Raw genomic sequence first — 25,727 nt, 5'->3', positions numbered from 1 at the left:
CTAAGAACGAAATGTATTTTCAAAGAATGGCTGTTAAGCCCGGTGTTATAAATTAATGTTGTATTACTAAACGCTGGCAGGATAAAATAGTTTGTGTTTTTCTAATTACAGTTATTTAATAGTTAAAGTAAAAAACATGACATAAAATTAGAACAAAAACCCCGTTGGCTCATTATATTTGTTCCACAACAATTCATTAAAATTTAAAATAGCAATTATGGCATTTACACTACCGGCGTTGTCTTATGCTACCGATGCATTAGAACCGCACATTGATAAACTAACCATGGAAATTCACCATGGCAAGCACCACCAGGCTTATGTTACCAACCTAAACAAAGCTTTAGAAGGTAAACCAGAAGCTGATGGCAATATTGAAGACATCATTAAAAATATTTCAAAATACCCTGCTGCTGTACGTAACAACGGCGGTGGCCACTACAACCACTCTTTGTTTTGGACGCTATTAGCGCCAAACGCAGGTGGCGAGCCAACAGGCGCTTTAGCGGCTGCAATTAACAGCACTTTTGGTTCATTTGCCGATTTTAAAACTAAAGTATCAGAAGCTGGTGCTACCCGTTTTGGTTCAGGCTGGGCTTGGTTAATTGTTACTGCTGATAAGAAACTGGCGGTTACTTCAACTCCTAACCAGGACAATCCTCTAATGGACGTTGCCGAAGTTAAAGGTACCCCAGTTTTAGGTATTGATGTTTGGGAGCATGCTTACTACTTAAAATATCAAAACCGTCGCCCTGATTACTTAGCGGCAATCTGGAATGTTATCAACTGGGCACACGTGTCTGAGTTATATACTAAAGCGATAGCTTAATTTTGATTTCGGATGTCGGACTTTCGATATCTGATTTAATTTAAAACTAACTAACGGGCAGCAAAGTGGTAACATTTTGCTGCCCTTTTAGTTGATATAATATTATAATTAGTCATTGCGCATAACTACCACCATGAAAGCCAACGTACTCGAAGCTCCCGATAAACCCATTACCTGGAAAGAAGTTGAAACCCCAATGCTCGCCCCCGGAGAAGTTTTAGTTAAAATAAAAGCAGCGGGCTTAAACCGCCGCGACTACTGGATAGCTATCGGCAAATACGCCGGACTAAAGTATCCGGTTATTTTGGGCTCAGACGGCGCCGGCATTGTTACCGAAGTAGGTGAGGGCGTTGATACCGCCTGGCTTAATAAAGAGGTAGTTATCCACCCCGGTAGTAATTGGGGCGATGATGATAATTTTCAAGGCAAAGATTTTAAGATTCTTGGCCTGCCGGATGATGGCACTTTCGCAGAATATGTTAAAGTTGCTGTCGGACAGCTATACGATAAACCTGCTTATTTAAACTGGGAGCAGGCTGCTGCATTCCCGTTAGCGGGCGTAACGGCTTACCGGGCCTTGTTTGTAAAAGCCAAAATAAAGAAAGGCGATACCGTGTTGATTTCGGGTGTTGGCGGTGGCACCGGGGCCTTTGCTTTGCAATGGGCGGTTGCCGCAGGGTGCCGCGTGTTTGTAACATCGGGCACCGGCGAGAAGATAGAGCTGGCAAGACAACTAGGTGCGTTAGCCGGTGTAAACTACAAGGCACAAGATTGGGCCGAAGAACTGCTGCACCTGTCGGGCGGGTTTGATGTAATTATTGACAGTGCGCTGGGCGAGGGATTCGCTAAGTTCCCGGACTTGTGTAAACCCGGTGGCCGCATTGTATTTTTTGGCGGCACTGCCGGTGATATGCCTGCCATAAACGGCCGCAAAATATTTTGGAAACAGCTTCAAATATTAGGCACAACCATGGGTACAGCTGCGGATTTTAAGGCGATGCTGAATTTTATGGGCGACAACCAGGTAATCCCGGTTATAGACGAAGTTTTCCCCTTGTCGGCCGCAGCGCAGGCTATTGAAAAGATGAGCAGTTCGCCCCAGTTTGGCAATATTATTTTAAAAGCCTAAAGCGCAATGCTTCAATTAAAGGTTGAGCATATACAACGCGAAACTGCCGACGCGGCGACCTTTTACCTGGCCGAAGTGACAGGCAGAAGGGTGGGGTACCATGCCGGGCAATTTATCACCTTAGTGTTTACACATCATAACGAGGAGATCAGGCGGTCGTACTCACTAAGCTCGTCGCCCGACGAGGAGATGCTGGCCATTACCGTTAAACGGGTCGCCAACGGAGAGATCTCGCGCTTTATGCTCAGCAAAGTAAAGCAAGGGGATCTCATTAACGCTGTCGAACCTGCGGGACGTTTTACCGTACCCGATTTTAATAACCCTAAGGATCTTGTATTTTTTGCCGCCGGCAGCGGGATAGCCCCTGTATTTGCGCAGCTTAAATATATTTTGGCCCGACCGGGGGACAGCCGGCTTACCGTATTATACAGCAGCCAGAGCAGGCCCTTTGTGTTGTTTGCTAACGAGGTAGAAAAGTTACAAGTGCTCCATCCACAGCGGTTAAAAGTCATACACTTGTTAAGCAGTGAGGGCGACCGGCTTAATAACGTGCTCGTCGAGCAATTGGTAAAGCAGAATATAGGATTTGGTCCAGGCAATGCTGAGTTTTACCTGTGCGGCCCGTTTGACTATATGCGGATGATCAGGCTTACACTGCTTTACATGGGTATATCAGCCGGACATATCCGCAAGGAAAACTTTGTGTTGGAGACCGTGCCCGTCACCGAAGGCTACATTAACTATCCACCCAAAAAGATCCGCATAAAACACAACCACGAGTTGCATGACCTGATGGTGGGCGAAAATCAAACCATTTTACAGGCGGCGTTGCAAAATAATATCGACCTACCTTACAGTTGCCGGGCCGGAATATGTTCTGCCTGTACCGCTAAATGTACCAATGGTAAAGTAGTTATGTCGGTTAATGACGTGCTGACGGATCTCGATCTGGCACAAGGCTACATACTAACATGTACCGGCCATGCTGTGAGCGATGATGTGGTGATTGAGTTTTTATAATAAGAAGTCAGGTTCTAAAATACCCGTAGCGCGTTTAAAGAAGATGATAGCTTTAGCTATTATCTTTTCGATCCGTTAGCCAACGGATCGAAAAGATATCATTATCAGAGGTTTTGCCCTTAGCCGCTAAAACGTAGCTATAGTATTAGTTATATGGGCCAAATGATGTTTACCATGCCAGGCGTAGGTTGCCAAAGTCCTCTTCAGTGTCATATCCTTGCCGGTTTGCGGGTGGATAAAGTACAGGTCCCATTGCTCATTGGTAAAGCTTTCAAACAAAGCTACCATATGCAGGTGTATACCTTCCAGCATTGGTAAAGATGGTGCTATAGGCAATTTATAATCCGCTTGTAGGGCCCAGCCTTTTTCGTCATAAGCTTTTATGGTTGGTGCGTCTTCCGTCAGCGTCCACTTAAAACGGATCAGCGCGTTCATGTGGCTATCAGCTAAATGATGAACTACTTGCCTCAATGTCCAACCTTCGGGGCGATAAGGGGTATCTAGTTGCTCATCGGTTAAGCCGTTTGTCGCTTCGTGAATTTGTGCCGGTAATGCTTTTATATCCTGTATCCACTCTTGTATAGCTTCGGGCGTATAAACATCAGGAATAGCAAATTTACCAATAGGATATTGCAATGGGTTAACGGTTGGTGTAGTTGTCATAAATGTTTTGCGAATTAAAAGTTCAAGGTAGGGTGTTTGGTATGAAAGTCTGTCGCCTGCTGGTAAATTCTGGCGGCTTCAAGCACTTTGCCTTCGCCAAATAATTGGCCCATAAAGGTAATACTGGTTGGGCGGCCGTCTTTATTAAAACCATTTGGTAAAACTACACAGGGGTTACCGGTAAGGTTGGTTAGCCTTAAGTTCGAACTAAAAGACGGTGCTATATAAATATCCAGTCCTTTTAGGGTTTGATACCACTCTTGTATAAGCAACGTGCGGGCGCGGTTAGCTTGTATATACTCCACCGCCGGGATAAACTGCGCGGCCCTGAACGTGTTTGGCCAGGCACCTTTACCCTGCCGTACCAGCATATCGTCTTTATGATTTAACACCAATTCCTGGAAAGCCGCACCGGCTTCGGCCTCTAACACAAATTGTATGGCTGATGAAGGGGTTTTAGGCATTTCTATCGGTATCAATTCTGCCCCCAGTTCTTTAAGCTTAGCCAGGGTAAGTGAGTCATTTACATTACTAATATTGCGGTTGTTAAATGGTGCTTTGATATACCCAATCTTCCAGCCTTTAAGGCCGGCAACCGTGCCATCGTAGTTAAAGGGTGCGGCTATAGTACTCAAATCGTTCCTGTCTGTGCCCTGTATAGCGTTAAAAACAATGGCCGCATCTTCTACACTGCGGGTTATTGGTCCCAACTTGTCCATGCTCCAGCTAAGGGCCATTGCCCCATATTTGCTAACGCGACCGAAGGACGGGCGCAACCCGGTATCGCCGCACTCGGTAGCCGGCGAAACAATAGACCCCAATGTTTCAGACCCGATAGCAAAAGGCAAACACCCTGCGCTAACCGCAGATGCCGACCCTGCCGATGAGCCGCTTGATCCGCGTGTAACATCCCAGGGGTTTTTGGTGATGCCGCCATACCAGTTATCGCCCTGGGCTAGTTCGCCTAAAGTGAGTTTTGCAATTAAGATGGCGCCCGCATCTTCCAACCGCTTAACAACGGTGGCGTCAATGTGCAGTTCCTGGTCTTTATAAGGCCCGGCGCCAAATGTAGTTTTTGAGTCGGCCGTTGATAGCAGGTCTTTTATCCCGAAAGGTATGCCATGCAGCACCCCACGATACTTCCCGGCTTTTATTTCGTCATCGGCTTTAGCGGCGTTTTTAAAGGCGCGGTCTTCCGTATAACTGATAACAAACAGTAGTTTGGGATCGTATTTTTTAAGTCGGTCTAAAAAGAATTTGGTCAACTCAACAGAGGTGATCTGTTTAGTACGCAGTAATTCTGCCAGTTGGCGAACAGTGTAAAAGGCCAGCTCGTTTTTATCTGCAGGTAACTTTACAGCGCCGCCTTTCGACAGCTTAAAACCATTGGTATTATCCTGATTGACAAAGCCCACCGGGATAGGGTTAAAGTTTAAGGCCGGTACTACGCTGTTGGGCATCTTTAAATTGCGCAGCTCCTGGTATTGTTTAACCCTGCTATCCAGCGTGTTCAACATCGAATCGCCCTGTGCAGGGGTAAATTCAATACCGATGATTTTTTGGGCCTGCGCTACAATGCCAACAGTAATTGGGCTTGCGGCTATTTTAGGCCATGCAAAAGCGCCTAAAGCAAAGCTGCCAAACAGGCAAAACGCTAAAGTAACTTGCTTAATAGTAGATTTTTTCACCATAAGTAAAAGGTTTGCACTAATTTAGCGTTTTAAGTGCGTTATAGCCAAGTTGTGAAAAAGTTATTTACCCTAATTTTAGCCCTTTTACTGAATACCTATGCCATTTTTGCCGAGACGATCAAAACTGATGTCCTTGTAATTGGCAATGGCGCAAGCGCAGTTACGGCCGCTATTCAAAGCTCGCGCAGCAAATTAAAAACTGTACTGCTGGTAAAGGGCGACTGGCTGCAAAGTATGCAGGGTAAAGAGATGGTAACTATTGCGGCCAATAACAAATTACCATCAGGCTTTTGGGGCGAGTTTCGTAAACAGGTAAATCACCTTTATAAGGGGATGCCCGGCCATGATACTACTAATTTCGCGCCTTTAAAATTCGAATCATTTGCCGCGGCGGGCATCCTCAAACAAATAGCCGACACCACCAAATTGCTTACCATTAAACTAAACGCGGCATTTGCTACGGTTGAAAAAGATGGCACGGGCTGGAAAGTAACCTATAGCCATAATGGCCGGGTAGATAATATCAAAGCCAAGACACTGATCGACGCTACCCAGGGTGCCGAAGTGGTTGGGGCGGCAGGGGCGACATTGCCACCGCCGGTAACTTATGCCGACAATTTGTACCGTACATCAATAGCCACGGCCGATGACTTGGGGGGGCTGGCGCTTAGCAGTGATAAAACCAGTTACCCGGAGACACCTGCTTATTACATACCCATGAGCGCTTTGGTAGTTAAAGATGCTGACAACCTTTTTATTACCGATAAGGCCTTATTAGCAGATGCCAGTTTGCCGGTGCAAATGGCTATTGGGCAAGGCGCGGGTACCATGGCGGCTTACTGCGCTTTTTTTAAAACCACATCAAAAAAACTACATGTACGCATAATACAAGGCGAGTTGCTGGATTTTAAAGGGTATCTATTACCTTTTGACGATATTAATCCGACAGACAGTTACTTCAAAGCCATACAGCAAATTGCTGCTACGGGGCTGTTAAAGGGCAAACAAAATATAGCAGACGGCCGGGCGCAGTTTTTATTTATGCCGGATTCTGCCGTTACCACTGCCGAAATTAAACCGGTGCTTAGTGAGCTTTATAGCCGGGCCTTTATCTGGTTTGCCAATAATAAGCCAGCCGGGCAGTTTACTGTAGCTAATCTTTTGTCGTTTATAAGCGAAATTACCCTGACCGAGCCTAAAAACCTGAAATCAATTATGCTGCGCGACTGGAAGAATAAATATAAGTTCAGCACCGAATTTGATACCGAGCGCGCAGTAACCCGCCGCGAATTTGCCATACTTGCGAATCAGTATATCAATCCATTTTCCCGCGCAGTTGATCTGAATGGGCGGGTGATTAACTAGGATAGGGCGCGAGTCTCGCTCCGATCCGCTTGGCGGAAAGCTGATCGACAAATAATAAGTACTCTCCCTAACTTTTTAGCGTACGTAAAGTTGTTGTAAATAACAGTTTCACTAAGTATGTCGCAAAATACCAGTCTTTTTTATGCTAAACTGCCTGCCCAGCGCATGCCACTTGGGCAGTTGTTGGTAAAAGCTGATTTGTTTAAAGACGTACCTAACGACTGGCATGTTGTAATAACCGACATTAAAAACTCTACGGATGCTGTTTTAAATGGCAGGCATCAAAATGTAAACTTAATTGCCACCGGCAGTATAGTTACGGTGTTAAATATCGCTTTTAGCAAAAATATCAGCATCCCCTTCTTTTTTGGGGGCGATGGTGCCACCTTTATTATTCCGCCCGATATTGTTGATGATGTAATGCAGGCGCTGAGTTTGTATCGCAAAAATACGTTCGAAAATTTTGATCTGGAACTGCGCAGTGGTACGGTTTCGGTTAAAGATATTTATGAGGGCGGGCACCATATTCACCTGGCTAAGTTTAGTAGCTCGCGCGCTTTTACGGTACCTATTGTACTGGGCAAAGGACTGCACTATGCCGAAAAAATAATAAAAGGCGATGACTATATTTTTAGCGATGCAACACCTGCCAACGATATTGACCTTACCGGAATGCAATGCCGCTGGGACCGGATACCGCCGCCCGAGGATAAGGAAGAGGTGGTTACCCTGCTAGTGATCACGGCCGGGGATACGCAACAATCTGACGCGTTTAAGCAGGTGATGGACAAAATTGATGAGTTGTATGGCTCGTTATCAAAACGTCAGCCTATATCAATAGCTAAACTAAAACTGAAAAGCACTTTTAATAAATTAGGTGAAGAAATGCGTGCGCGGCTGGGTAAAATACGATGGGTGGAGCTGATAAACACCTGGCTGCTGATGCTATATGGATACATTTATTTCAGAACCCGTGATGGCAAAAATTACCTGAAAAACTTGGTAGAAATGTCTGACACACTGGTTATTGATGGGCGGATAAATACGGTAATATCCGGTAATGCCCGGCAACGCACCGCCTTGCAACAGTTTTTAGACGAAATGGAAACGGCAGGGCAAATCTATTACGGAATCTATATCAGCAGCGCATCGGTAATGTCATGCTACGTACGCGACCTGCGCGACGATCATATCCACTTTGTTGACGGATCTGAGGGTGGCTATACGCAAGCAGCCATTATGTTAAAGAAGAAATTAGTTGTGTAGATGCTTATGCATCCACACTATCCAATACCATCACCTTTTTACAAAGCGGACCTGCATATTGCTCACGAAAGATATCATGCAGCGGGTCGACCTGGTAATGGTCATGATCGGCAAGGTTAGCAAAGGTTACCAATAAAGATACATCATAGCTTCGCTCAATAACATCGCGCTCTTCGCTGGGTGCAGGTGCGCCAATATGTATATCGCGGATAGAAGTTATAGGTAACATTACTTCAAGGCCCTCTATCAGTTTAGGGACATCGGCTTTATTATGCAGCCAAAAATATACCTGGTGTACAAAAGTGTTTTTTAATTGCATAGTGTTGTTTTTTGCCGTAAATATAGTGTGCAAAGATCGAAAATAGCCAAATGATGACTTAAATTATGTGCCAGATACTCGTGTTTCATCCAATAAATAACAGGACTGCAAATTGTTGATTATAAGATGATTAATAATGTTTAGAACCTACATTTACTGACGAAAACGTTGTTGCAACCGGTGATTGTTTAACCAATTGATAATCAGACAATTAATTCAAAATTTTGTTTCATTTTGTTTCACTCAATTTTAGTAATTATCTGATTTTTAGTGTATTAAGTCAAAATGTTGTTTCACTTGTTTCATCTGTGTCACACACGCGTGAAACAAGCGCCGTTAAACCACAGCATCTGCCTCAAACCTGTCTACCACATGGGGCTTGTAGGTATCCGTTTTAACGTTGGCCTTTAACTCGTGCAGTATGTTGTACAGGCCAAAGTTGGTGCGGTTAACGTAGATGAAATGCTTAACGCCACGGGCCTGCTTAAACTCGGGCATCTTAGCTAACTTCTCGCCAAAGCTAAACAGCTCCTCAAAGAATTCGGTACGCCCAAAATCAAACTCGCTTGACATATAGGGCTTGGCAAACAGAACGATCATCTGCCTGTAGAAGCTATAATAGAACTCCACCTGCGCAGGCGTATCATTGGGCCATATCATCTCCAGCTTACGGAAGGCCTTGATGGTTTCGTCCTTATTATCAAGCAGGTTGCTCGCCGTTAACGAGAAGAACGGGTAGTAGAACTCATCGGGCATCACCTTAATGCAGCCAAAATCAATCACCCCCAGCTTGTCATCCCCGGTGATCATGAAGTTGCCGGGGTGCGGGTCGGCATGCACGGCACGCAGCTCATGCTGCTGGAAGTTGTAAAAATCCCAAAGCGCCTGGCCTATCTTGTCGCGCAGCTGTTGCGATGGGTTGGTAGCCAAAAACTCGCGCAGGTGCTTGCCCTCCAGCCAGTCCATAGTGATAATACGCTTGCCCGAAAGCTCAGGGTAATAGCTAGGGAACACAACGTTGTTCAAGTTAGCACAAGCAGTACTAAACTCGATAGAACGGCGTACTTCCAGCTCATAGTCAGTCTCTTCCAACAAGCGCTCTTCCACTTCACGCATGTACACGTCAAGCTCCTTCTCACTCATCCCCAGTAACCTGAACGCGAAGGGCTTAACCAGCTTCAAGTCAGACGATATCGAATCGCCAACACCGGGATACTGGATCTTGATGGCCAGTTTCTTGCCGTTCAGCTCGGCTTGGTGTACCTGGCCTATTGAGGCAGCGTTGCTAGAGCGGATGTTGAACTTATCATAGATCTGCTCGGGCGACTTGCCAAAGTACTTCTTAAACGTTTGCACAATCAACGGCCCCGACAGTGGCGGCGCGTTGTACTGCGATTGTGTAAACTTGTCAACATACGCCTGCGGCAGCAGGTTCTTATCCATACTCAGCATCTGCGCAACCTTTAGGGCGCTGCCTTTCAGCTCGCTTAATGACTGGTAGATGTCGGCCGCGTTGTCTTCGTTTAGCTCGGTGCGGTCAAGGTCAGGGTTAAACAGTTTCTTAGAGTAATGCTTGATATAGTTGCCGCCAACCTTAAAGCCCGTCTTTACAAACTTGGCAGATCGTTCAACCTTTGAGGTAGGTATGCTGTTTTGTTCTTTATTGTCGCTCATCACTAATCGTTAGTAAACAATGCAGCTAAGCGCTGCGGATTCAGTTCTGTAAAGTCATTGATGACAAGATCGGTAGGTTGCAATCGCTCTGCAGGGTGGGCGGTGGTTATGCCTACTACTTTCATCCCCGCGGCATGGCCTGCAGTAATGCCTGCTATAGAATCCTCAAAAACGATACAGTCTTTGGGTAGCACACCCAAATCAGCAGCGGCTTTCAAAAATATCTGCGGGTTCGGCTTGCCTTTGCTAACCCGATTGCCATCGATAATCACATCAAAATACTGCGCCACCTTAACATGGTTGAGCACAAAGTCAATGTCATCTACCGTTGCTGATGATGCTATGGCCAGTTTGACGCCGGCATCTTTCAGTTCAATCAGTAAGTTCTCCAACCCATTAATGGGGCCTATGTAGGGCGAATAGAACTTACGGTACAGGCCTTCCTTTTCTTTCAGCAGGAGCTGGCGGGTGGCCACATCCGCTTCTGCGAAAATGCGGGTTACGGTATCGATAATAGGGGTGCCGCTTATTTCGCCTTTGTAGGTTTGTTCGGTAAGGTTGCCCTTGTCGTACTTCTTAAATAACACTTGCCATGACTTAAAATGGTACTGGGTGTTATCCACCATGGTACCATCCATATCAAATATTACTGCGAACTGCTTACTTGCCAAAGCCCATGGTTTGTTTTAGACCGCTATTTTGAGCTAAGAACTTGCCATATTCGAACAAATTATCAATAGGTGAGCGTTGAAAAAGATCGAACGTTACATTAACGCCCTTCTCAATAGCCTCGTCTGTTTTTTCAAACCCGGCAGAGTTATCGTTGATCCAAAAGTGGAGCACAAAACCAAACTGAACCCAAAGTGCGTCTTTATATCGCTTAGCGAAGAATTTACGGTCAGTCAACTCCGTCGACTCAATGCCTTCTTTAAGGATCTCTTCGGCGAAGTCCTCGAAAGTTGCTCTCAGGTCGTTAAATACTGCCGGTGTGCTTAAACTTTTTGGTTGCTTCTTAACGCTGTAAACGGCAAAACTGCGATTGCTTTTTAGCAACTCAAAAAAGCTGTAATAGAAAGAGAGCGCCTTTTCTCTTGCAGAATATTGGCCCCATACTTCCTGAGTTTTGATCTCTGTAAGTGTGCGCTTTGCCAAATCATCCCAAATAAACTGCTCAATAGCATCAAACGACCCAAAGTATTTGTAAAACTCTTCCTCAGCCATTTCATTTTTCTTGGCGAAAACGTATACCGATTTTGGCTGTTCGCCCTCGGTGAGTACGTAATCAATATATCCTTTCTGTATGCTTTCAACCGTTGCCATAATCATTTAATTTACAGGATAAAGTTAAGTGTAAAAGTGCTTAGTTATGTCATCTAAGTATAGAAATTGAATGCATTGTTTATTCCGGATGTTTTGTATGTGGCGACGCTTAAATGTTGGGCATATGTCAAATATTAGATAGAAACTGGGTATTGCCCTAAATAAATCGCAAATTTGTAGGTGCCAATTATGAGTGAAAAAATAATACTGGTTTGGTTTAGAAATGATTTGCGTATCCGTGATAACGAAATACTGTTGGACGCTGTACGCAAGGCTGACAAAATATTACCGGTTTATTGTTTTGATCCCTTTTATTTTCATGCCGTTAACAATAGCTCTCCTAAAACCGGGGCTTTAAGAGCTAAATTTTTGTTAGAATCGGTGGGAGACTTGCGCAATACGTTGCAGCATTTGGGTGGCGAGTTAATTGTCCGCATCGGTAATCCCGCAGAAGTTATCCCTCAATTAGCCGAAGAGTACAACGTGAACGAAGTATATCATCACCGCGAAGTAGCGTACGAGGAAACTAATATATCTGAGCAGGTTGAAACCGCGTTATGGAAGCTGAGGCTAAATCTTAAGCACTTTATTGGTCACACTTTATATCATAAAGAGGATTTGCCTTTCCCTATAAAAGATATCCCCGATAGCTTTGCCGTATTTAAGAAAAAGGTTGAGCGGGATAGCAATGTGCGCCCTACCATAGCTACGCCCGAAAGTATCGTCACCCCACAAATAACCGACGCCGGCGAATTGCCGACGCTTGAACAACTTGGGCTTATTGAACCTGCAGTCGATACCCGAAGCCGCGTAAAATTTGCCGGGGGCGAAACTGAGGGACTAAAACGCCTGGATGAATATTTTGAAAACAACACCCAGGTACAGCCTACCAAAGGCCGCAATGGTGCAACGGTTGATCGTTCGTCAAAACTGGCACCATGGTTAGCCTTAGGTTGCATATCTATGCGCCAGGTGTATTGGGCGGTGATTAGACACGAACAGGCCAATAATGCGCATAACACAGGTATGCTGCACTTAGAACTACTATGGCGCGACTATTTTCGCTTTATGTTTAAAAAGCACGGTAAGCAATATTTTACTACCGACGAGCAAGCCGAAGCTACATCGCCTGAGAAAGAAGACCTTTTTAGAAAATGGAAAGCCGGCCAAACGGGTGTGCCATTTATTGATGCAAGCATGCGCAAGCTTAACGCTACCGGATACATCCCCAATTTTAACCGCCAAATGGTAGCAGGCTACCTGGTGCGCGATCTGGAGATTGATTGGAAAAAAGGAGCTGCATACTTTGAAGAAAGGTTGATCGATTACTCGCCTGCCAGCAACTGGGGTAATTGGGCCTATGTGGCCGGCTTAGGCCATGATCCACGCGATAACAAATACTTTAACCTTGCCAAACAAGCCAGCGAGCTGGACATTAACAGCGAGTTTATTTGCAAATGGCTCTCTGCCGAGGCAGCGGTTTAGCAAACTCGTACCCCAATAATTACTAGCTGATAGATATTGCGAAAGTATGATACTTTCGGCCCTAAAATATGGTACATTTAATATTATGAACAGTTTTGAGCAATTTACTATCATTATTGGCTTATTGGCCGTACTTTTTGAGGGCTTAGGCTATCTAAAGGTTTATCTGCAAAAACATTTACAATAAATTATTTTGTTTAATTGACGTAATGATTTTCTAAAACAGACAATTGGTGGCTTGTTTGTGCGTTTTTGTTATTGAAAAAGTATAAAATCATTTACATTTTATTTAAAGTTTACAACAGGTTATGCTTAGCTTTGCACAATCTTAAGAATGGTTTACCATGGATAGCCTCAATTATATAAATAGTAATAACGCCGCTTTTATTGATTCTTTGTACGAAGCCTACAAACAAGACCCCCAATCGGTGGACTTTGGCTGGCAAAAATTTTTTGAAGGGTTTGATTTCGGGCGCAGCGCTAATGCCCCGTCTGTAAGCGCAGAAACGCCGCAGCATTTTTTAAAAGAGATCAATGTTCTAAACATGATCGACGGTTACCGCGGCAGGGGACACCTGTTTGCTAAAACCAACCCGGTACGGGAGCGTCGTCAATATTTTCCCGGTAAGGAGCTTGAGACTTTTGGTTTAGCCGAGTCTGATCTTGATACCGTATTTAATGCTGGTGTCGAGCTGGGCATTGGCCCCGCAAAGCTGCGCGATATCTACGAAATGTTGGAGCAAACTTACTGCGGCACTATCGGTGTTGAGTATTTATACATACGTAACCCAATAAAAACCAAGTGGTTTCAAAGCCGTATGGAAAGTGCGCGCAATAAGCCGTCCTTCTCTGCCGATGATAAAAAGCTGATGCTGCGCAAGGTTACCGAGGCCGTAATTTTCGAAAACTTTTTGGGTACCAAGTTTCTTGGTCAAAAACGTTTTTCGTTAGAAGGCGCTGAAGCCCTAATACCTGCTATGGACTCTGTAATACAAAAGGGTAGTACCCTGGGTATTGAAGAGTTTACTATTGGCATGGCACACCGCGGACGTTTGAACGTGTTGGCCAACATCATGAAAAAAACGTACAAAGAGATCTTCTCTGAGTTTGAAGGTAAAAACTATGACGCCGATTCTACAGCCGGTGGTGACGTAAAATATCACCTTGGTTTTAGTACCGATGTTGAGGCCGAGAACGGTAAAAAAGTTCACCTTAGCCTTTGCCCAAATCCATCGCATTTAGAAGCGGTTGACCCTGTTGTTGAAGGTTTGACGCGCTCAAAAATAGACTTTAAATACAATGGCGATCATACCAAGATCGCTCCTATATTAATACATGGTGATGCTTCGATAGCCGGACAAGGCATTGTTTACGAAGTATTGCAAATGGAAAAATTAGATGGTTACCGCACGGGCGGTACCATACATCTGGTAATTAACAACCAGATAGGTTTTACCACCAACTTTATTGACGCTCGCTCAAGTACCTATTGTACTGACATAGCTAAAACGGTATTATCGCCGGTTTTCCATGTTAATGGCGACGATGTAGAAGCCCTTGCTTATGTGGTTAACATGGCAATGGAGTACCGTCAGGTTTTCCATGACGACGTGTTTATTGATATCCTGTGCTACCGCCGTTACGGGCATAACGAGGCTGATGAGCCCAAGTTTACCCAACCGGTTTTGTACAAAGCGATTGAGGCCCACCCTAACCCACGCGAGGTTTATTTCAAGAAATTAATGGCCGAAGGTGTTGTTACCGACGCGGACGTTAAAAAGATGGAAACCGATTTTCGCGCCAGGCTACAGAAAGATTTAGACGAAGCTAAAGCAGAAGATCGCTTTACAGAGTCGATACCCATGTTTGCAGGCGCTTGGGAGGGTTTACACCTGGCTACCGAGCGCGACTTCACAACATCTGTAACTACAGCGGTAAGCAAAGAAAATTTGTTAGCTATCGGTAAAAAATTAACCGAGCTACCTAAGGACAAGACTTTCTTCAAAAAGATTGAGAAGCTGTTTGAAGATCGTGCCAAAATGGTTAACGAGACACAAAGCTTTGACTGGGCAATGGGCGAATTAATGGCCTATGGTTCATTACTGAGCGAAGGACATAGGGTACGCTTAAGCGGCGAGGATGTTAAGCGGGGTACTTTCTCTCACCGTCATGCGGTACTAACATTGGCAAATTCTGAAGAAGAGTATGCGCCGATGGACAGTATTGAAGGTGAGAAATTCAGCATTTATAACTCCTTACTTTCTGAGTATGGTGTTTTAGGCTTTGAATATGGTTATGCTTTGGCCAACCCTAACGCTTTAACCATTTGGGAAGCACAGTTTGGTGATTTCTTTAACGGGGCACAAACTATTATTGACCAATATATAGCCAGCGCCGAAACTAAATGGCAGCGTGGTAATGGCCTGGTGATGTTATTGCCACATGGTTATGAAGGCCAGGGACCTGAGCACTCGTCAGCGCGTATTGAGCGCTTTATGGAGCTCTGTGCTGATAATAATATCCAGATAGCTAATTGTACTACCCCTGCTAATTTCTTCCATGTACTGCGTCGACAATTGGCGCGAGAATTCCGTAAGCCATTGATCATATTTACACCTAAAAGCTTATTGCGAAACCCTAAATGTGTATCGCCATTTCCAGATTTTACCGAAGGTGGTTTTAAAGAACTTATTGACGATACTTATGCGGATGCTAAAAAAGTAAAACGCGTATTGTTCTGCTCTGGCAAGATCTATTATGATTTGTTAGAGAAACAACAGGCTGATGATCGTAAAGATGTAGCTATTGTACGGTTAGAGCAATTGTATCCAACCCCGGTGCAGCAAATAGGCGCTATCAGGGCAAAATACAATAAGGCGGCTGATTTTATATGGGTACAAGAGGAGCCGGAGAATATGGGCGCCTGGCCATACCTATACCGTAAATCTCGTACTGAAGAGGCTTTAAGATTTGATAACGTGATTTCTCGTAATGAGAGCGCTAGTACTGCCACCGGTTTTGCTAAACAGCATGCCGCGCAGCAATTGTACATTATTTCAAAAGCTTTTGAAGCACCGGTAGGTGAAAAAGAAAAACAAGCGGTAAAAGAAACAGCCAAGAAAATGGCTACTGCGGGTGCTGATTAGCAATGAAGTGGCGCTTGCTTTGTGTACTTTCGGTATGGTCGCTTTTACTTTGTTGTAAAAAACAAGCCACTAAACCCATTGAAAGTACGTTAATGTTTAATAACGTAGTAATATTGGGTAATAGTATTACTTATTCGCCACAAAATCCTGCGATAGGATGGGACGGAAACTGGGGGATGGCCGCGACTGTGCCAGATTCGGACTACGTGCATATTTTGACGAGCCGTTTCTTATCAAAAAATCCAAGGGTAAATGTTACAGCTAAAAACATTAGTTGGTTTGAAATGGATGCGAAGCATTATGATTTTGATCTTGAACTAAAAAATTTGCGCGACACCAAACCTGAACTGGTAATAATGAGGATTGGAGAAAATGTACCGCCAGATGTTGATCTGGATATGTTTGAAATGCGTTATGTAGCATTATTAAATTATTTTAGGATCAATAACCCTAAAGTTGTTATACTGGCAGGCACATCTGTTTGGGGTAGTGCTGCTGATAGTTTAATGATCAATCATAAACCAGCAGTATCACTTAAAAAAATTTTAGCTGATAGTTCAAATTTTTCATACGGCTTATATTCACATCCGGGTATACAGGCTCACCCAGGCAACAAGGGGATGCATAACGTTGCTGATGTGTTATGGACAAAAATAATGATGCTTAGATTGGCTGATAGCCATGACTATAAATAACATACTTACAGAAATATGAGTTTAGAAATTAAAGTTCCGCCGGTTGGCGAGTCGATCACAGAAGTAACCTTATCAAGCTGGTTAAAAAAAGACGGCGATACCGTAGCTATGGATGAAGCCATTGCCGAACTGGAATCTGATAAAGCAACCTTTGAGCTTACTGCCGAAAAAGCAGGTGTATTAAAAACCATAGCCCAGGAGGGTGATGTTTTAGCCATTGGTGCTGTTGTTTGCAGCATTGAAGAAGGCGGAGCCACTGCAGCCATAAATGCTGCCAAAGCAGATGAGTCTGCACCGGCTACTGCTAAAGTAGAAGCTGCCCCTGCTGCCGATAAAGGAGCTACTTATGCGTCGGGCACACCATCACCTGCCGCAGCTAAAATATTGGCCGAAAAAGGCGTTGAAGCAACTGCCGTAGCAGGTAGTGGCGTAAACGGCCGTATAACTAAAGAAGATGCACAGTCTGCAAAAGCAGCTGAAGCTAAATCTTCAACGCCAGCCGCGACACCTGCCCCTGCCGCAGCCCCGGTTAAAGCCGGCGAACGCAGCGAGCGTCGCGAAAAGATGTCGCCATTGCGTAAAACCGTGGCTAAGCGCTTGGTACAGGTTAAAAATGAAACAGCGATGTTGACCACTTTTAACGAAGTCGATATGTCGCCAATTATGGAGATCCGCAGCAAATACAAAGATAAATTTAAAGAGAAACACGGCGTGGGCTTGGGCTTTATGTCGTTCTTCACTAAAGCGGTTACAGAGGCGTTGAAAGACTGGCCTGCTGTTGGCGCACGTTTAGAGGGCGAAGAAGTTATTTACAGCAACTTTGCTGATATCTCTATCGCGGTTTCTGCACCTAAAGGCCTGGTTGTTCCGGTTATCCGTAATGCAGACAGCATGAGCCTTGCCGAAATTGAAAAGGCTGTTGTTGCTTTAGCCGGCAAAGCCCGCGACAATAAATTATCACTGGAGGAAATGACCGGCGGTACCTTTACTATTACCAACGGCGGTGTGTTTGGGTCTATGTTATCTACGCCAATCATTAATTCGCCGCAGTCGGCTATTTTGGGCATGCACAATATCATTGAGCGTCCGGTAGCTGTAGCAGGCCAGGTGGTTATTCGCCCCATGATGTACGTAGCTCTGTCATACGATCACCGTATTGTTGACGGCCGCGAGTCGGTTAGCTTTTTGGTAAGGGTAAAACAATTGCTGGAAGACCCTGCTAGACTGTTATTAGGGGTGTAACTACTCCCACATATAAAAGCAAAGAGGCTCGGAAATTCCGGGCCTCTTTGCTTTTATATGTTTGTCATTACTTCGGTCATTATTTGCAATGACATCAACTTGATCAGCCGCTATAACGCCCGTTTTAAGGCAAAAATATATCCTATATGGAAACCTTCATGGAAAGGTAAAAAGCTTACGGCATCCTGTATACTGCTTAGCTCCGCGCCGTAACGAGTTGTAAAGCGTGTGTAATTAGGGAAAGTTTTGCTTACCAGGTCAAGCTCTAACTGATCTAATGTCGAAATAAACAGTTCCTTTATTTTTTCAAGGTCTGTTTCATCATAAAAACGTTCGGGTTTGCTGTCCGGTTTAAAAGTGTTCCAAAAGTCTTCGTCAATCATAGTGGCCTCGCCTGCACGGCGATAACATACGCCTTGCTGCGCAGCTACCATATGGCCCAGGTTCCAGATAATGTTGTTAGCAAAGCCGGCAGGTATTATGTTCAACTGTTCTATCGTTAACCCTTCAATAGCTTTAAGCACATGCAGGCGGGGCATTTTTATTATTTCAATTGCTTTGGTCATGGTGTTAAGTTTTCTGCTAATGTAAAGCTATAGGCAATTACAATTGTAGCCGCTCTGCAATATTTATATAACTTTGTAAAAAGTATATATCCGTTTAAATGACGTTATCGCCCGCACAAAAAATACAAACTTCTGATAAACCGATTTGGTACTTTTTGTTAGGTTGGACGATATTTAACGCCTTACAGGCCGGCACGTTAGAGCTACACGCCGACGAAGCTTACTACTGGATGTACTCGCGCTACCTGGATTGGGGGTACTTTGACCATCCGCCCATGGTTGCTCTATTTATCCGCATCGGCGATAGTTTAATGCATAACGAGCTGTGCTTGCGCCTTATTACGGTATTAACCAGTAGCACCGCTATTTATATTTTGTGGCTGATACTTAAAAAGTATGCTGTAGATGTATGGGCGTTTATACTAGTAGTATCGGGTACGCTGATATTACACATTTACGGCTTTACCACAACGCCGGATGCGCCACTGTTTTTCTTCGCGGTGCTGTTCTACTATTTTTATCAGCGATATATTGAGGAGGACAGCTGGCTATTGGCTATTATACTTGGGTTAGTGATAGCTTGTATGCTTTACAGTAAATATCATGCGGTGTTGCTGGTGGCCTTTACGATTATCAGCAATATTAAATTACTTAAACGGCCTACATTTTGGGCCATTGCCGCTATTGCAGTTGCATTATTTATCCCGCATATTTTATGGCAGGTACAACATGGGTATCCGTCTGTAAATTATCACTTGTATGAGCGTGCGGTTAAAGTTTATAATCCCGAAAACAGCTACCTCTACGTCCCCGGTCAGCTGTTAATGGCAGGCCCGTTGGTTGGCTGGTTTTTGTTTTACGCTGCCTTTACCACTAAAATTAAAGATACCTTTATACGCTGCCTGATGGTAAATGGGATAGGTATATTCGCTTTCTTTTTTTTTACTACTTTCAGGGGCGAAGCACAACCGCATTGGACCTTGATTGCTTTTGCGCCGCTGGTTATGCTGGCGCTGATTCGGTTTAAACAGTGGGGGAGCGTACCGAAATGGTTCAATACCCTGGCACTGATTAATATTGTATTGATTTTCGCACTGCGATTAGGGATGCTGTTTGAGCTTCCCCTAGTTACACACATTGGGCAAATTAAAAGCTATTACGGTTTTAAAGAATGGGCGCAAACCGTTAAACAAAAAGTGGGCGACAACTATGTAATTATGGATAACGGCTTTCAAAATCCGGCCAAGTATAATTACTATACCAACAGTTTAAAATGTTTCTCATACGATTCGCGGTATTACCGCCGGACGCAGTTTGATATTTGGCCAATGGAAGAGCAGCTGCAGCACCAACGGGCTTACCACTTAATTGATACTGCGGATAGCCCGGTAACCGATACCATAAATGTTAAAGGGGGTAAGTGGTATGCTGCGTGGATAGCTGATGTACGTACCTATCAAAAAATACAGATTACAGCGCCCTATACTTCATTAAAATTACGCGCGGGTGAGAAACGGGATATTGATTTAACCATCATTAATCCATATCCTTACGCCGTTAATTTTAGTAATGCAGGTGTGCAAAATAAAGTAACGCTGGGTGCCGTGTTTTTCAGGCACGATGGTTTTATACAGGCCGCCAAAAGCGGGGATGATTTTAACAACATCAGCCTAAAACCCGGCGAAAGCGCGCATTACACATTTAAACTAACCGCGCCGAACATGAAAGGCAGCTACGAAACCATTTTTTCAATACGCACTCAACCTTTTGAAGGAAGCAAAAACAGCAGGATCATTGATCTTGAAGTTGAATAATCTTACAGTCTATGTTAAAAAAACTATACCTCATCGTTTCGCTATTTACTATAACCGCCACGTCGGCATTTGCACAGCAAAGTTTAGACGTGAACTTTAACGGCATGGCCTTTTTGGATAACCGCGAGTATAAAGCTTTTATCCCACGATCGCGAACCTATTCGGGTACACGTACCGATTTAGACTTTGGCCTTAATCTGGATAGCCTTCACCATTTTATTGTCGGCGCTAACGCTTTGCACGAGTTTGGCGCAGTGCCTTTTTTTCGCAAGGTTGACCCAATAGCCTATTATAAATATGGCAACAGCACTACCAACTGGAACTTTTATGCCGGCGCTTTCCCGCGGGAAGAGCTGCTAACCGATTACCCGCGTGCTTTATTAAATGATACCCTGCGCTACTATCGCCCCAACGTTGAGGGTTTGATGGCACGCTATCAAAACGAGCATTTTACTGAAACGGCCTGGATTGACTGGGTGAGCCGCCAGACATTGACGCAACGCGAGCAATTTTTGTTCGGTTTATCGGGTAAGTATAAGCCACAGCCTTATGGTCCGTTTTATGTGTCGCATTATTTCTTGCTGATGCATGATGCAGGAGCAGAGGTATTATTGCCGACTGACCATATCACAGATAATGGCGGCGCCGAGATCAAACTGGGAATGGATTTTAGCCACAAAACCGTTTTTGACTCCTTAACTGTTGAGGCTGGGGGTTTGATGTCATTAGAGCGCTCTCGCGGCGTTGACGGCTTTCGTACCCCGAAGGGATTTGTTTTTAAAGCCTTTTTAAGCTACCACAAGTTTGCTTTGTACGAGGAGTTTTATAAAGGCCAGGGCAGCAATATTGTTTACGGCGACTCTTATTATTCTAAACCCACGTATAATCGTGTAGATCTGATCTACACACCATTTTTGACTGACAGAGTGAAGGGACAGTTTATCTTTAGCTTCCATTTCTCGCCCGGTAATTTAAATGATAACCAGCAGGTGTTTAGGGTGAGTTATGATTTGGGGCGAAAAGTGTTGAAGCGATTCGAGAGAGATTAAGCAAAACGGTATAAACAAGAAAGAAGATGCATGGCATCTCCTTTCTTGTTTATAAGAAAAGCCGAATATCAGTTGCTACTAATATCGCCACTGCCTGATTTGCTTTTGATAACATTTTTAGGATTGCCGGAGTAATGTATATCACCTGATCCGGAGATACGGGCCTGCAGGTTCTCGCTGGCATGCACTGTGATGTCGCCGGAGCCGCCTATTGATGCCGAGGTGCTGGCGGTGGTTAACTTATCACCAGAGTAATCGCCCGAACCGGTTATACTTACTTTAGAATCATTAGCATGACCCCATACATTTACATCGCCTGATCCGGTTATGCTTGCATCAAGCGATTTGGCTGTTATTTTGCCCATAACATTGCCCGAGCCGGTTAACGCAAGCTTAAGTAAATTTGCAGTTACCCCATCTTTAAATGACACATCGCCCGAGCCTGTTAATGAGATCGCGTCCACCGTTTTAATGTTTACATACACTACAATTCTTTTATTGCTGAACAGGTTTTTCCAGCCCTGGTTGTTCCTGGTATATATTTTAAGGCTGCCATTACTAACCTCAGTTATAACGTAGTTGATCACATCCGCAGGCGCATCAACTACAACAGACTCTGTTGATCCCTGCTTAATCACCACATCAAATGATCCGGCTACGTTGACAGCGTGGAAACTGCTTAAATGGCGGTCAACCTTATTAGCTTTTGCAAGCGTTACGTTGCCCGCTGTAAATAGTAGCAGTGTGATAAAGGTTTTAGATAATTTCATAGTTGAATTTTGTTTAGTTTGATATATGACGCTAGTTTAACCGGTAGCGTTACACAAAAACTGAAATTAGTTTATAGCTACCGTTAAATAGTAATTAAAAGTGTCTACCTCTACATTGTCTTTATTAATGCCTTCAATATTTACCGGCGTGTAAGTATCGCCAAAGCTGATGAACTTAAATTCGCCGCCTTTTGCACGCACTTTTACCGGCATAGTAAAATCTTTGGCATCTGCTTTCCAACGGGCAGCTAACTTGCCCTCTATAGTGCTAAACTCAATAGTTGGTAATTTAGGGTAACGTAAATACTGATCGAAGTATGGCAATAGGTTTATACCGGCTTGCTTAGTAATGTACCCCGTGATATCATCATACGTAACTGTTTTATGATAAAAGGTTTTATTGAGGCCGCGTAAAATGTTTCGCCATTTTTCGTCATCGTTGATAATTGTGCGCGTCATGTTCAATATAACCGAGCCTTTGTTATACATATCACCCGATCCTTCTTTATTAACGTTGTAAGGGCCTACAACCGCCGTACGATTTCCAATGCTTCTGCGCAGGCCGTACACGTACTCTTGACCTTTTTGTTTTGTAGATGTGCTTTCAATAAACAGCGATTCTGAGTAATCAGTAAAGCTTTCGTGCACCCACATATCGCCAATATCTTTTGAGGTGATGTTGTTGCCAAACCACTCGTGCCCGCTTTCGTGCACAATGATATAATCCCAGGTTAAGCCCAATCCGGTGCCTGATAGATCACGACCCAGGTAGCCGCTTTTATACTTATTGCCATAGGCAACACCACTTTGGTGCTCCATACCCAAGTGTGGCGACTCGATCAACTTATAACCGTCTTCGTACCAGGCGTAGGGGCCAAACCAGTATTCAAAAGACTTTAACATACGCGGCACGTCCCGGTCGAAATGTTTTTTAGCCTTCTCTACGTTGTAGCTTAATACCCAAAAATCTGTGGTCAGTTTACCTTTTTCGCCGGGGTAAACACCGCCAAAATGGGCGTAATCGCCTATGTTAGCGGCAACGTCATAGTTATTTATTGGGTTGCCAACAAACCAATCGAAACGGGTATAGCCGTCCTTTAACTCTGTGGTTTTGCGCAGGCGACCGTTAGAAACATCTTTTAAACCTTTAGGCACGCTTATGCTGATGAGCATACTGTCCACCTCGTCGGCCTGATGATCTTTAGTAGGCCACCAGATACTTGCACCCGCGCCCTGGCAAGCAGTAGCAACCCATGCGGTACCCAGCGAATCTTTAGTATATACTACACCGCCATCCCAGGGCGCGTTTTTAGCTATAGTAGGGTTGCCGTTATAATGAACAATAAACTCATCTTTAGCGCCTTTTTTTATTGCTTTGGGGAACGTTACAAATACAGCCGCCGCCTCGCGTGTAAACGGTAGATTTTTACCTTTATAAACAACTTTGTCTATAGTTAGGTTAGCATACAAATCAAACTGCAGTTTGGTGAAATTCTGCGTGGCAGTAAACTTAAATTGATTGCTGCCGCTGATATACTTTTTGTCGATATCAAACTTCACATCCAGATGATAGTAACTGATATCATAGCAAGTACGCAAAGGCGTAAGGTTACCACGTAATGAGTCGGCACGCATAAATTTTTCCTTCTGCACCATTAGCTGGGCTTGACTAAACAAGGGGAGTAAAGCAATTGCAGCGATCAGCCGGAGTGATTTCATTCTATTATTTGTTTGATGATCTAAATTTCGTTTAGTTAATTATCAAGCACAGTTATTTTGATGTTTGACACTGCTGCACCCTGATGATGGATCCTGATGGTCGATTTTTGAAAATCTGAATCTTTAGCATGGTAGATGTCAACAAATTTCTGCGGATTACGGTCAATCAGCGGGAACCATGAGCTTTGCACCTGTACCATAATGCGGTGACCTTTTTTAAAGGTGTGGCCAACATCCGGCAAATCATATTTAACCTTAGTTACTTTACCGGGCTCAAAAGCCTCGGGCTTTTCAAACGAGTTACGGTACCGGCCTCTAAATAGCTCGCCGCGTACCAGCATCTGGTAGCCCGCCATAGTAATGTTTTTAGGATTAACGGCCGGGTTAGGTTCATCTTCAGGATATACATCAATCAGCTTCACCACAAAATCAGCATCGGTGGTTGATATGGAGGTAAACAGGTCTGCAATAACGGGGCCAGCAAGGGTAATGTCTTGTGTTAACGTATCAGTTTGGTACGATTTAACATCAGGCCTGCGCGATGCAAAACGCTGATCATCTATCATATACTCGCGCGTACGGTTTTGCTGCACACCTTCCTGGTATGGTACCGGTGCAGCAGGGTCACTCACATATTCGTCAAATGCCGATGCACCGCCTTTTGCTGCTTCAAAACCAAGTTTGCCGCCTGGTTGCAGGTACAGTGTTTTTTCGCTAGTGTTTTTGGGCGGCCAGGTATCAAACTTATGCCATTTGTTTTCCCCTGTTATAAACACGGTAGCCTCTGGCAGGTCCATGCTGCCTTTGCCTTTAAGGTAATAGTTAAAGAATGGCAGCTCCACATTCTCGCGAAACCAAACACTTGTTTTTGTGCCGAAATTGATATCGCCTAAAAAGTCGCCCTCTGCGCGTTCCCACCCCCCGTGGTACCATGGCCCCAGCACGAGCATGTTTTTGACACTTTGCGGATTTTGTTTTTCGATCGCTTTGTAAACGGCCTGCGCGCCAAAGGCGTCTTCGGCATCAAAGAAACCGCCTACGGTTAATACCGCAGGTTTTACATTAGTTAAATGTGGCCTGATGTTCATCCCTTTCCAAAATTCGTCGTAGTTAGGGTGAGACATCATATCGTTCCAAAATGTTACGCTGTCGCCCAAATATTTGCTGGTAAAGTTGGGCAGTGCGCCCATCTCCAGGTAAAATTTATAGTTATCCTTTTGCGTGTATTTAATACCGTTTTTAAATTCGGCAGGTGTAATAGGCTTCGGTCTTGGTACACCAAAACCGGTCAAAAACGAAAATGCATCCATCAAAAAGAAAGCGCCATTGTGGTGAAAATCATCGCCGATGAACCAATCGGTAACCGGTGCCTGTGGCGATACCGCCTTTAATGCGGGGTGCGCGTTGGGTAAAGCAGCAGCCGAGTAAAAGCCGGGGTAAGAGATACCCTCAATACCTACTTTGCCGTTATTGTTAGGCACATTTTTTATCAGCCAGTCAATCGTGTCGTAAGTGTCGGTGCTTTCGTCGGTGTCGTTTTTGCTTTTCTTTTTGGGGTTAAAGGGACGCACGTTAACGTAATCGCCTTCGCTCATCCAGCGGCCGCGTACATCGGCATAAACAAAAATAAATCCCTCGCGTGCCAGCAGCATGTTTTGGCCAAGTGTGGCCCTAAAATCAGTGCCGTAAGGCGCAGCATTATACGGCGTACGCGTCATAATAAAAGGGTATTTCTGTGATTGATCTTTAGGCGTATAAATGGAGCAAAATAGTTTTTTACCATCGCGCATGGTAACCTGCTTTTCCATTTTCGTATAGTTTGTCTTAATGTAAGCAGCATCGTCAGCGGCTTGCTGCGTGGCGCTTTGTGCACAACTGTTTAAGGCAATAAAGGCCAACAGCAATGCCGGTAAAAGTTTTTTCATGGTAATAATGAGCTCAGTTAGGAAGCTAATTTAAGCAAAA

General features: G+C 44.4%; 21 protein-coding genes. 11 read left to right on the top strand and 10 right to left on the bottom strand.

Annotated elements, in window-relative coordinates; genetic code table 11:
- Positions 1-217: 217 nt before the first annotated feature.
- The 3 genes from ACFSYC_RS05595 to ACFSYC_RS05585 all read left to right on the top strand — a co-directional run bounded on the left by ACFSYC_RS05595 (position 218) and on the right by ACFSYC_RS05585 (position 2,978).
- Positions 218-829 carry a superoxide dismutase gene (locus ACFSYC_RS05595; protein ID WP_377124400.1) on the top strand — a complete coding sequence of 204 codons (612 nt, stop codon included), beginning with the start codon at positions 218-220 and terminating at the stop codon, positions 827-829.
- Between the two features lie 133 nt (positions 830-962).
- Positions 963-1,958 (top strand): zinc-binding dehydrogenase, encoded by a 996-nt coding sequence (locus ACFSYC_RS05590; protein WP_377124398.1) that lies wholly within the window; start codon positions 963-965, stop codon positions 1,956-1,958.
- 6 nt (positions 1,959-1,964) lie between these two features.
- Complete coding sequence (locus tag ACFSYC_RS05585) at positions 1,965-2,978, top strand: 2Fe-2S iron-sulfur cluster-binding protein (protein ID WP_377124396.1); 1,014 nt, start codon at positions 1,965-1,967, stop codon at positions 2,976-2,978.
- 126 nt (positions 2,979-3,104) lie between these two features.
- On the opposite strand, the gene ACFSYC_RS05580 is transcribed toward ACFSYC_RS05585, so the two are convergent.
- Both ACFSYC_RS05580 and ACFSYC_RS05575 read right to left on the bottom strand, forming a co-directional pair.
- Positions 3,105-3,641, bottom strand: a complete 537-nt coding sequence (locus ACFSYC_RS05580; protein WP_377124394.1) for a YfiT family bacillithiol transferase — start codon at positions 3,639-3,641, stop codon at positions 3,105-3,107.
- Positions 3,642-3,655: 14 nt separating this feature from the next.
- Positions 3,656-5,332, bottom strand: a complete 1,677-nt coding sequence (locus tag ACFSYC_RS05575) for an amidase (RefSeq protein WP_377124392.1) — start codon at positions 5,330-5,332, stop codon at positions 3,656-3,658.
- Positions 5,333-5,383: 51 nt separating this feature from the next.
- Here ACFSYC_RS05575 and ACFSYC_RS05570 point away from each other — a divergent pair, with 51 nt between their 5' ends.
- Positions 5,384-6,697: an FAD-dependent oxidoreductase gene (locus ACFSYC_RS05570; RefSeq protein WP_377124390.1), complete on the top strand. Its 1,314-nt coding sequence runs from the start codon at positions 5,384-5,386 to the stop codon at positions 6,695-6,697.
- Positions 6,698-6,814: 117 nt separating this feature from the next.
- A complete protein-coding gene (locus ACFSYC_RS05565) occupies positions 6,815-7,963 on the top strand; it encodes a DUF3095 domain-containing protein (protein WP_377124388.1) in 1,149 nt (382 codons plus the stop codon).
- Positions 7,964-7,967: 4 nt separating this feature from the next.
- On the opposite strand, the gene ACFSYC_RS05560 is transcribed toward ACFSYC_RS05565, so the two are convergent.
- The 4 genes from ACFSYC_RS05560 to ACFSYC_RS05545 all read right to left on the bottom strand — a co-directional run bounded on the left by ACFSYC_RS05560 (position 7,968) and on the right by ACFSYC_RS05545 (position 11,276).
- Positions 7,968-8,282, bottom strand: a complete 315-nt coding sequence (locus ACFSYC_RS05560) for a Dabb family protein (protein WP_377124386.1) — start codon at positions 8,280-8,282, stop codon at positions 7,968-7,970.
- A 336-nt stretch (positions 8,283-8,618) separates the two neighbouring features.
- Complete coding sequence (locus ACFSYC_RS05555) at positions 8,619-9,956, bottom strand: ABC1 kinase family protein (protein WP_377124384.1); 1,338 nt, start codon at positions 9,954-9,956, stop codon at positions 8,619-8,621.
- 2 nt (positions 9,957-9,958) lie between these two features.
- Positions 9,959-10,627, bottom strand: coding sequence for an HAD family hydrolase (locus tag ACFSYC_RS05550; RefSeq protein WP_377124382.1), 669 nt, complete (start codon positions 10,625-10,627; stop codon positions 9,959-9,961).
- On the bottom strand, positions 10,617-11,276 hold the full coding sequence (locus ACFSYC_RS05545; protein WP_377124380.1) for a TetR family transcriptional regulator C-terminal domain-containing protein: 660 nt from the start codon (positions 11,274-11,276) through the stop codon (positions 10,617-10,619). Before ACFSYC_RS05545 ends, ACFSYC_RS05550 begins: the two co-directional genes overlap by 11 nt.
- Positions 11,277-11,465: 189 nt before the next feature.
- Between ACFSYC_RS05545 and ACFSYC_RS05540 the strand changes: the two genes are divergently transcribed.
- The 4 genes from ACFSYC_RS05540 to odhB all read left to right on the top strand — a co-directional run bounded on the left by ACFSYC_RS05540 (position 11,466) and on the right by odhB (position 17,844).
- Positions 11,466-12,761: a DASH family cryptochrome gene (locus ACFSYC_RS05540; RefSeq protein ID WP_377124378.1), complete on the top strand. Its 1,296-nt coding sequence runs from the start codon at positions 11,466-11,468 to the stop codon at positions 12,759-12,761.
- 344 nt (positions 12,762-13,105) lie between these two features.
- The gene (locus tag ACFSYC_RS05535) at positions 13,106-15,907 is read left to right on the top strand and encodes a 2-oxoglutarate dehydrogenase E1 component (protein ID WP_377124376.1); all 2,802 of its coding nucleotides are present in this window, start codon (positions 13,106-13,108) and stop codon (positions 15,905-15,907) included.
- 2 nt (positions 15,908-15,909) lie between these two features.
- Positions 15,910-16,602: a hypothetical protein gene (locus tag ACFSYC_RS05530; RefSeq protein ID WP_377124374.1), complete on the top strand. Its 693-nt coding sequence runs from the start codon at positions 15,910-15,912 to the stop codon at positions 16,600-16,602.
- Positions 16,603-16,617: 15 nt separating this feature from the next.
- On the top strand, positions 16,618-17,844 hold the full coding sequence (odhB, locus tag ACFSYC_RS05525; RefSeq protein WP_377124372.1) for a 2-oxoglutarate dehydrogenase complex dihydrolipoyllysine-residue succinyltransferase: 1,227 nt from the start codon (positions 16,618-16,620) through the stop codon (positions 17,842-17,844).
- Between the two features lie 110 nt (positions 17,845-17,954).
- On the opposite strand, the gene ACFSYC_RS05520 is transcribed toward odhB, so the two are convergent.
- The gene (locus ACFSYC_RS05520) at positions 17,955-18,410 is read right to left on the bottom strand and encodes a DinB family protein (RefSeq protein WP_377124370.1); all 456 of its coding nucleotides are present in this window, start codon (positions 18,408-18,410) and stop codon (positions 17,955-17,957) included.
- 98 nt (positions 18,411-18,508) lie between these two features.
- Between ACFSYC_RS05520 and ACFSYC_RS05515 the strand changes: the two genes are divergently transcribed.
- Together ACFSYC_RS05515 and ACFSYC_RS05510 are read left to right on the top strand one after the other, a co-directional pair.
- The gene (locus tag ACFSYC_RS05515) at positions 18,509-20,224 is read left to right on the top strand and encodes a glycosyltransferase family 39 protein (protein ID WP_377124368.1); all 1,716 of its coding nucleotides are present in this window, start codon (positions 18,509-18,511) and stop codon (positions 20,222-20,224) included.
- Between the two features lie 11 nt (positions 20,225-20,235).
- Complete coding sequence (locus ACFSYC_RS05510; RefSeq protein ID WP_377124366.1) at positions 20,236-21,273, top strand: hypothetical protein; 1,038 nt, start codon at positions 20,236-20,238, stop codon at positions 21,271-21,273.
- 68 nt (positions 21,274-21,341) lie between these two features.
- Here the strand turns inward: ACFSYC_RS05510 and ACFSYC_RS05505 are convergent, their stop codons facing one another.
- The 3 genes from ACFSYC_RS05505 to ACFSYC_RS05495 form a co-directional block, all read right to left on the bottom strand.
- Entirely contained in the window at positions 21,342-22,043 is a 702-nt protein-coding gene (locus ACFSYC_RS05505) for a head GIN domain-containing protein (RefSeq protein WP_377124364.1), read from the bottom strand.
- A 66-nt stretch (positions 22,044-22,109) separates the two neighbouring features.
- A complete protein-coding gene (locus ACFSYC_RS05500; protein ID WP_377124362.1) occupies positions 22,110-23,762 on the bottom strand; it encodes a M1 family metallopeptidase in 1,653 nt (550 codons plus the stop codon).
- 35 nt (positions 23,763-23,797) lie between these two features.
- Positions 23,798-25,687, bottom strand: a complete 1,890-nt coding sequence (locus ACFSYC_RS05495) for a CocE/NonD family hydrolase (protein WP_377124360.1) — start codon at positions 25,685-25,687, stop codon at positions 23,798-23,800.
- Positions 25,688-25,727 lie beyond the last annotated feature (40 nt).

This window comes from Mucilaginibacter antarcticus (assembly GCF_042686155.1).
GTDB lineage: Bacteria > Bacteroidota > Bacteroidia > Sphingobacteriales > Sphingobacteriaceae > Mucilaginibacter > Mucilaginibacter antarcticus.
The sequence above is the reverse complement of the archived record's forward strand: the minus strand, read 5'-3'. Positions and strand labels throughout refer to the sequence as shown.

Excerpts from the sequence above, each read along its gene's own strand:
- odhB (WP_377124372.1), top strand. The coding sequence starts at position 16,618 with ATGAGTTTAGAAATTAAAGTTCCGCCGGTTGGCGAGTCGATCACAGAA.
- ACFSYC_RS05560 (WP_377124386.1), bottom strand. The coding sequence starts at position 8,282 with ATGCAATTAAAAAACACTTTTGTACACCAGGTATATTTTTGGCTGCAT.
- ACFSYC_RS05520 (WP_377124370.1), bottom strand. The coding sequence starts at position 18,410 with ATGACCAAAGCAATTGAAATAATAAAAATGCCCCGCCTGCATGTGCTT.
- ACFSYC_RS05500 (WP_377124362.1), bottom strand. The coding sequence starts at position 23,762 with ATGAAATCACTCCGGCTGATCGCTGCAATTGCTTTACTCCCCTTGTTT.
- ACFSYC_RS05585 (WP_377124396.1), top strand. The coding sequence starts at position 1,965 with ATGCTTCAATTAAAGGTTGAGCATATACAACGCGAAACTGCCGACGCG.
- ACFSYC_RS05590 (WP_377124398.1), top strand. The coding sequence starts at position 963 with ATGAAAGCCAACGTACTCGAAGCTCCCGATAAACCCATTACCTGGAAA.
- ACFSYC_RS05595 (WP_377124400.1), top strand. The coding sequence starts at position 218 with ATGGCATTTACACTACCGGCGTTGTCTTATGCTACCGATGCATTAGAA.
- ACFSYC_RS05515 (WP_377124368.1), top strand. The coding sequence starts at position 18,509 with ATGACGTTATCGCCCGCACAAAAAATACAAACTTCTGATAAACCGATT.
- ACFSYC_RS05565 (WP_377124388.1), top strand. The coding sequence starts at position 6,815 with ATGTCGCAAAATACCAGTCTTTTTTATGCTAAACTGCCTGCCCAGCGC.
- ACFSYC_RS05495 (WP_377124360.1), bottom strand. The coding sequence starts at position 25,687 with ATGAAAAAACTTTTACCGGCATTGCTGTTGGCCTTTATTGCCTTAAAC.
- ACFSYC_RS05580 (WP_377124394.1), bottom strand. The coding sequence starts at position 3,641 with ATGACAACTACACCAACCGTTAACCCATTGCAATATCCTATTGGTAAA.
- ACFSYC_RS05545 (WP_377124380.1), bottom strand. The coding sequence starts at position 11,276 with ATGGCAACGGTTGAAAGCATACAGAAAGGATATATTGATTACGTACTC.
- ACFSYC_RS05555 (WP_377124384.1), bottom strand. The coding sequence starts at position 9,956 with ATGAGCGACAATAAAGAACAAAACAGCATACCTACCTCAAAGGTTGAA.
- ACFSYC_RS05510 (WP_377124366.1), top strand. The coding sequence starts at position 20,236 with ATGTTAAAAAAACTATACCTCATCGTTTCGCTATTTACTATAACCGCC.
- ACFSYC_RS05575 (WP_377124392.1), bottom strand. The coding sequence starts at position 5,332 with ATGGTGAAAAAATCTACTATTAAGCAAGTTACTTTAGCGTTTTGCCTG.
- ACFSYC_RS05530 (WP_377124374.1), top strand. The coding sequence starts at position 15,910 with ATGAAGTGGCGCTTGCTTTGTGTACTTTCGGTATGGTCGCTTTTACTT.
- ACFSYC_RS05540 (WP_377124378.1), top strand. The coding sequence starts at position 11,466 with ATGAGTGAAAAAATAATACTGGTTTGGTTTAGAAATGATTTGCGTATC.
- ACFSYC_RS05505 (WP_377124364.1), bottom strand. The coding sequence starts at position 22,043 with ATGAAATTATCTAAAACCTTTATCACACTGCTACTATTTACAGCGGGC.
- ACFSYC_RS05535 (WP_377124376.1), top strand. The coding sequence starts at position 13,106 with ATGGATAGCCTCAATTATATAAATAGTAATAACGCCGCTTTTATTGAT.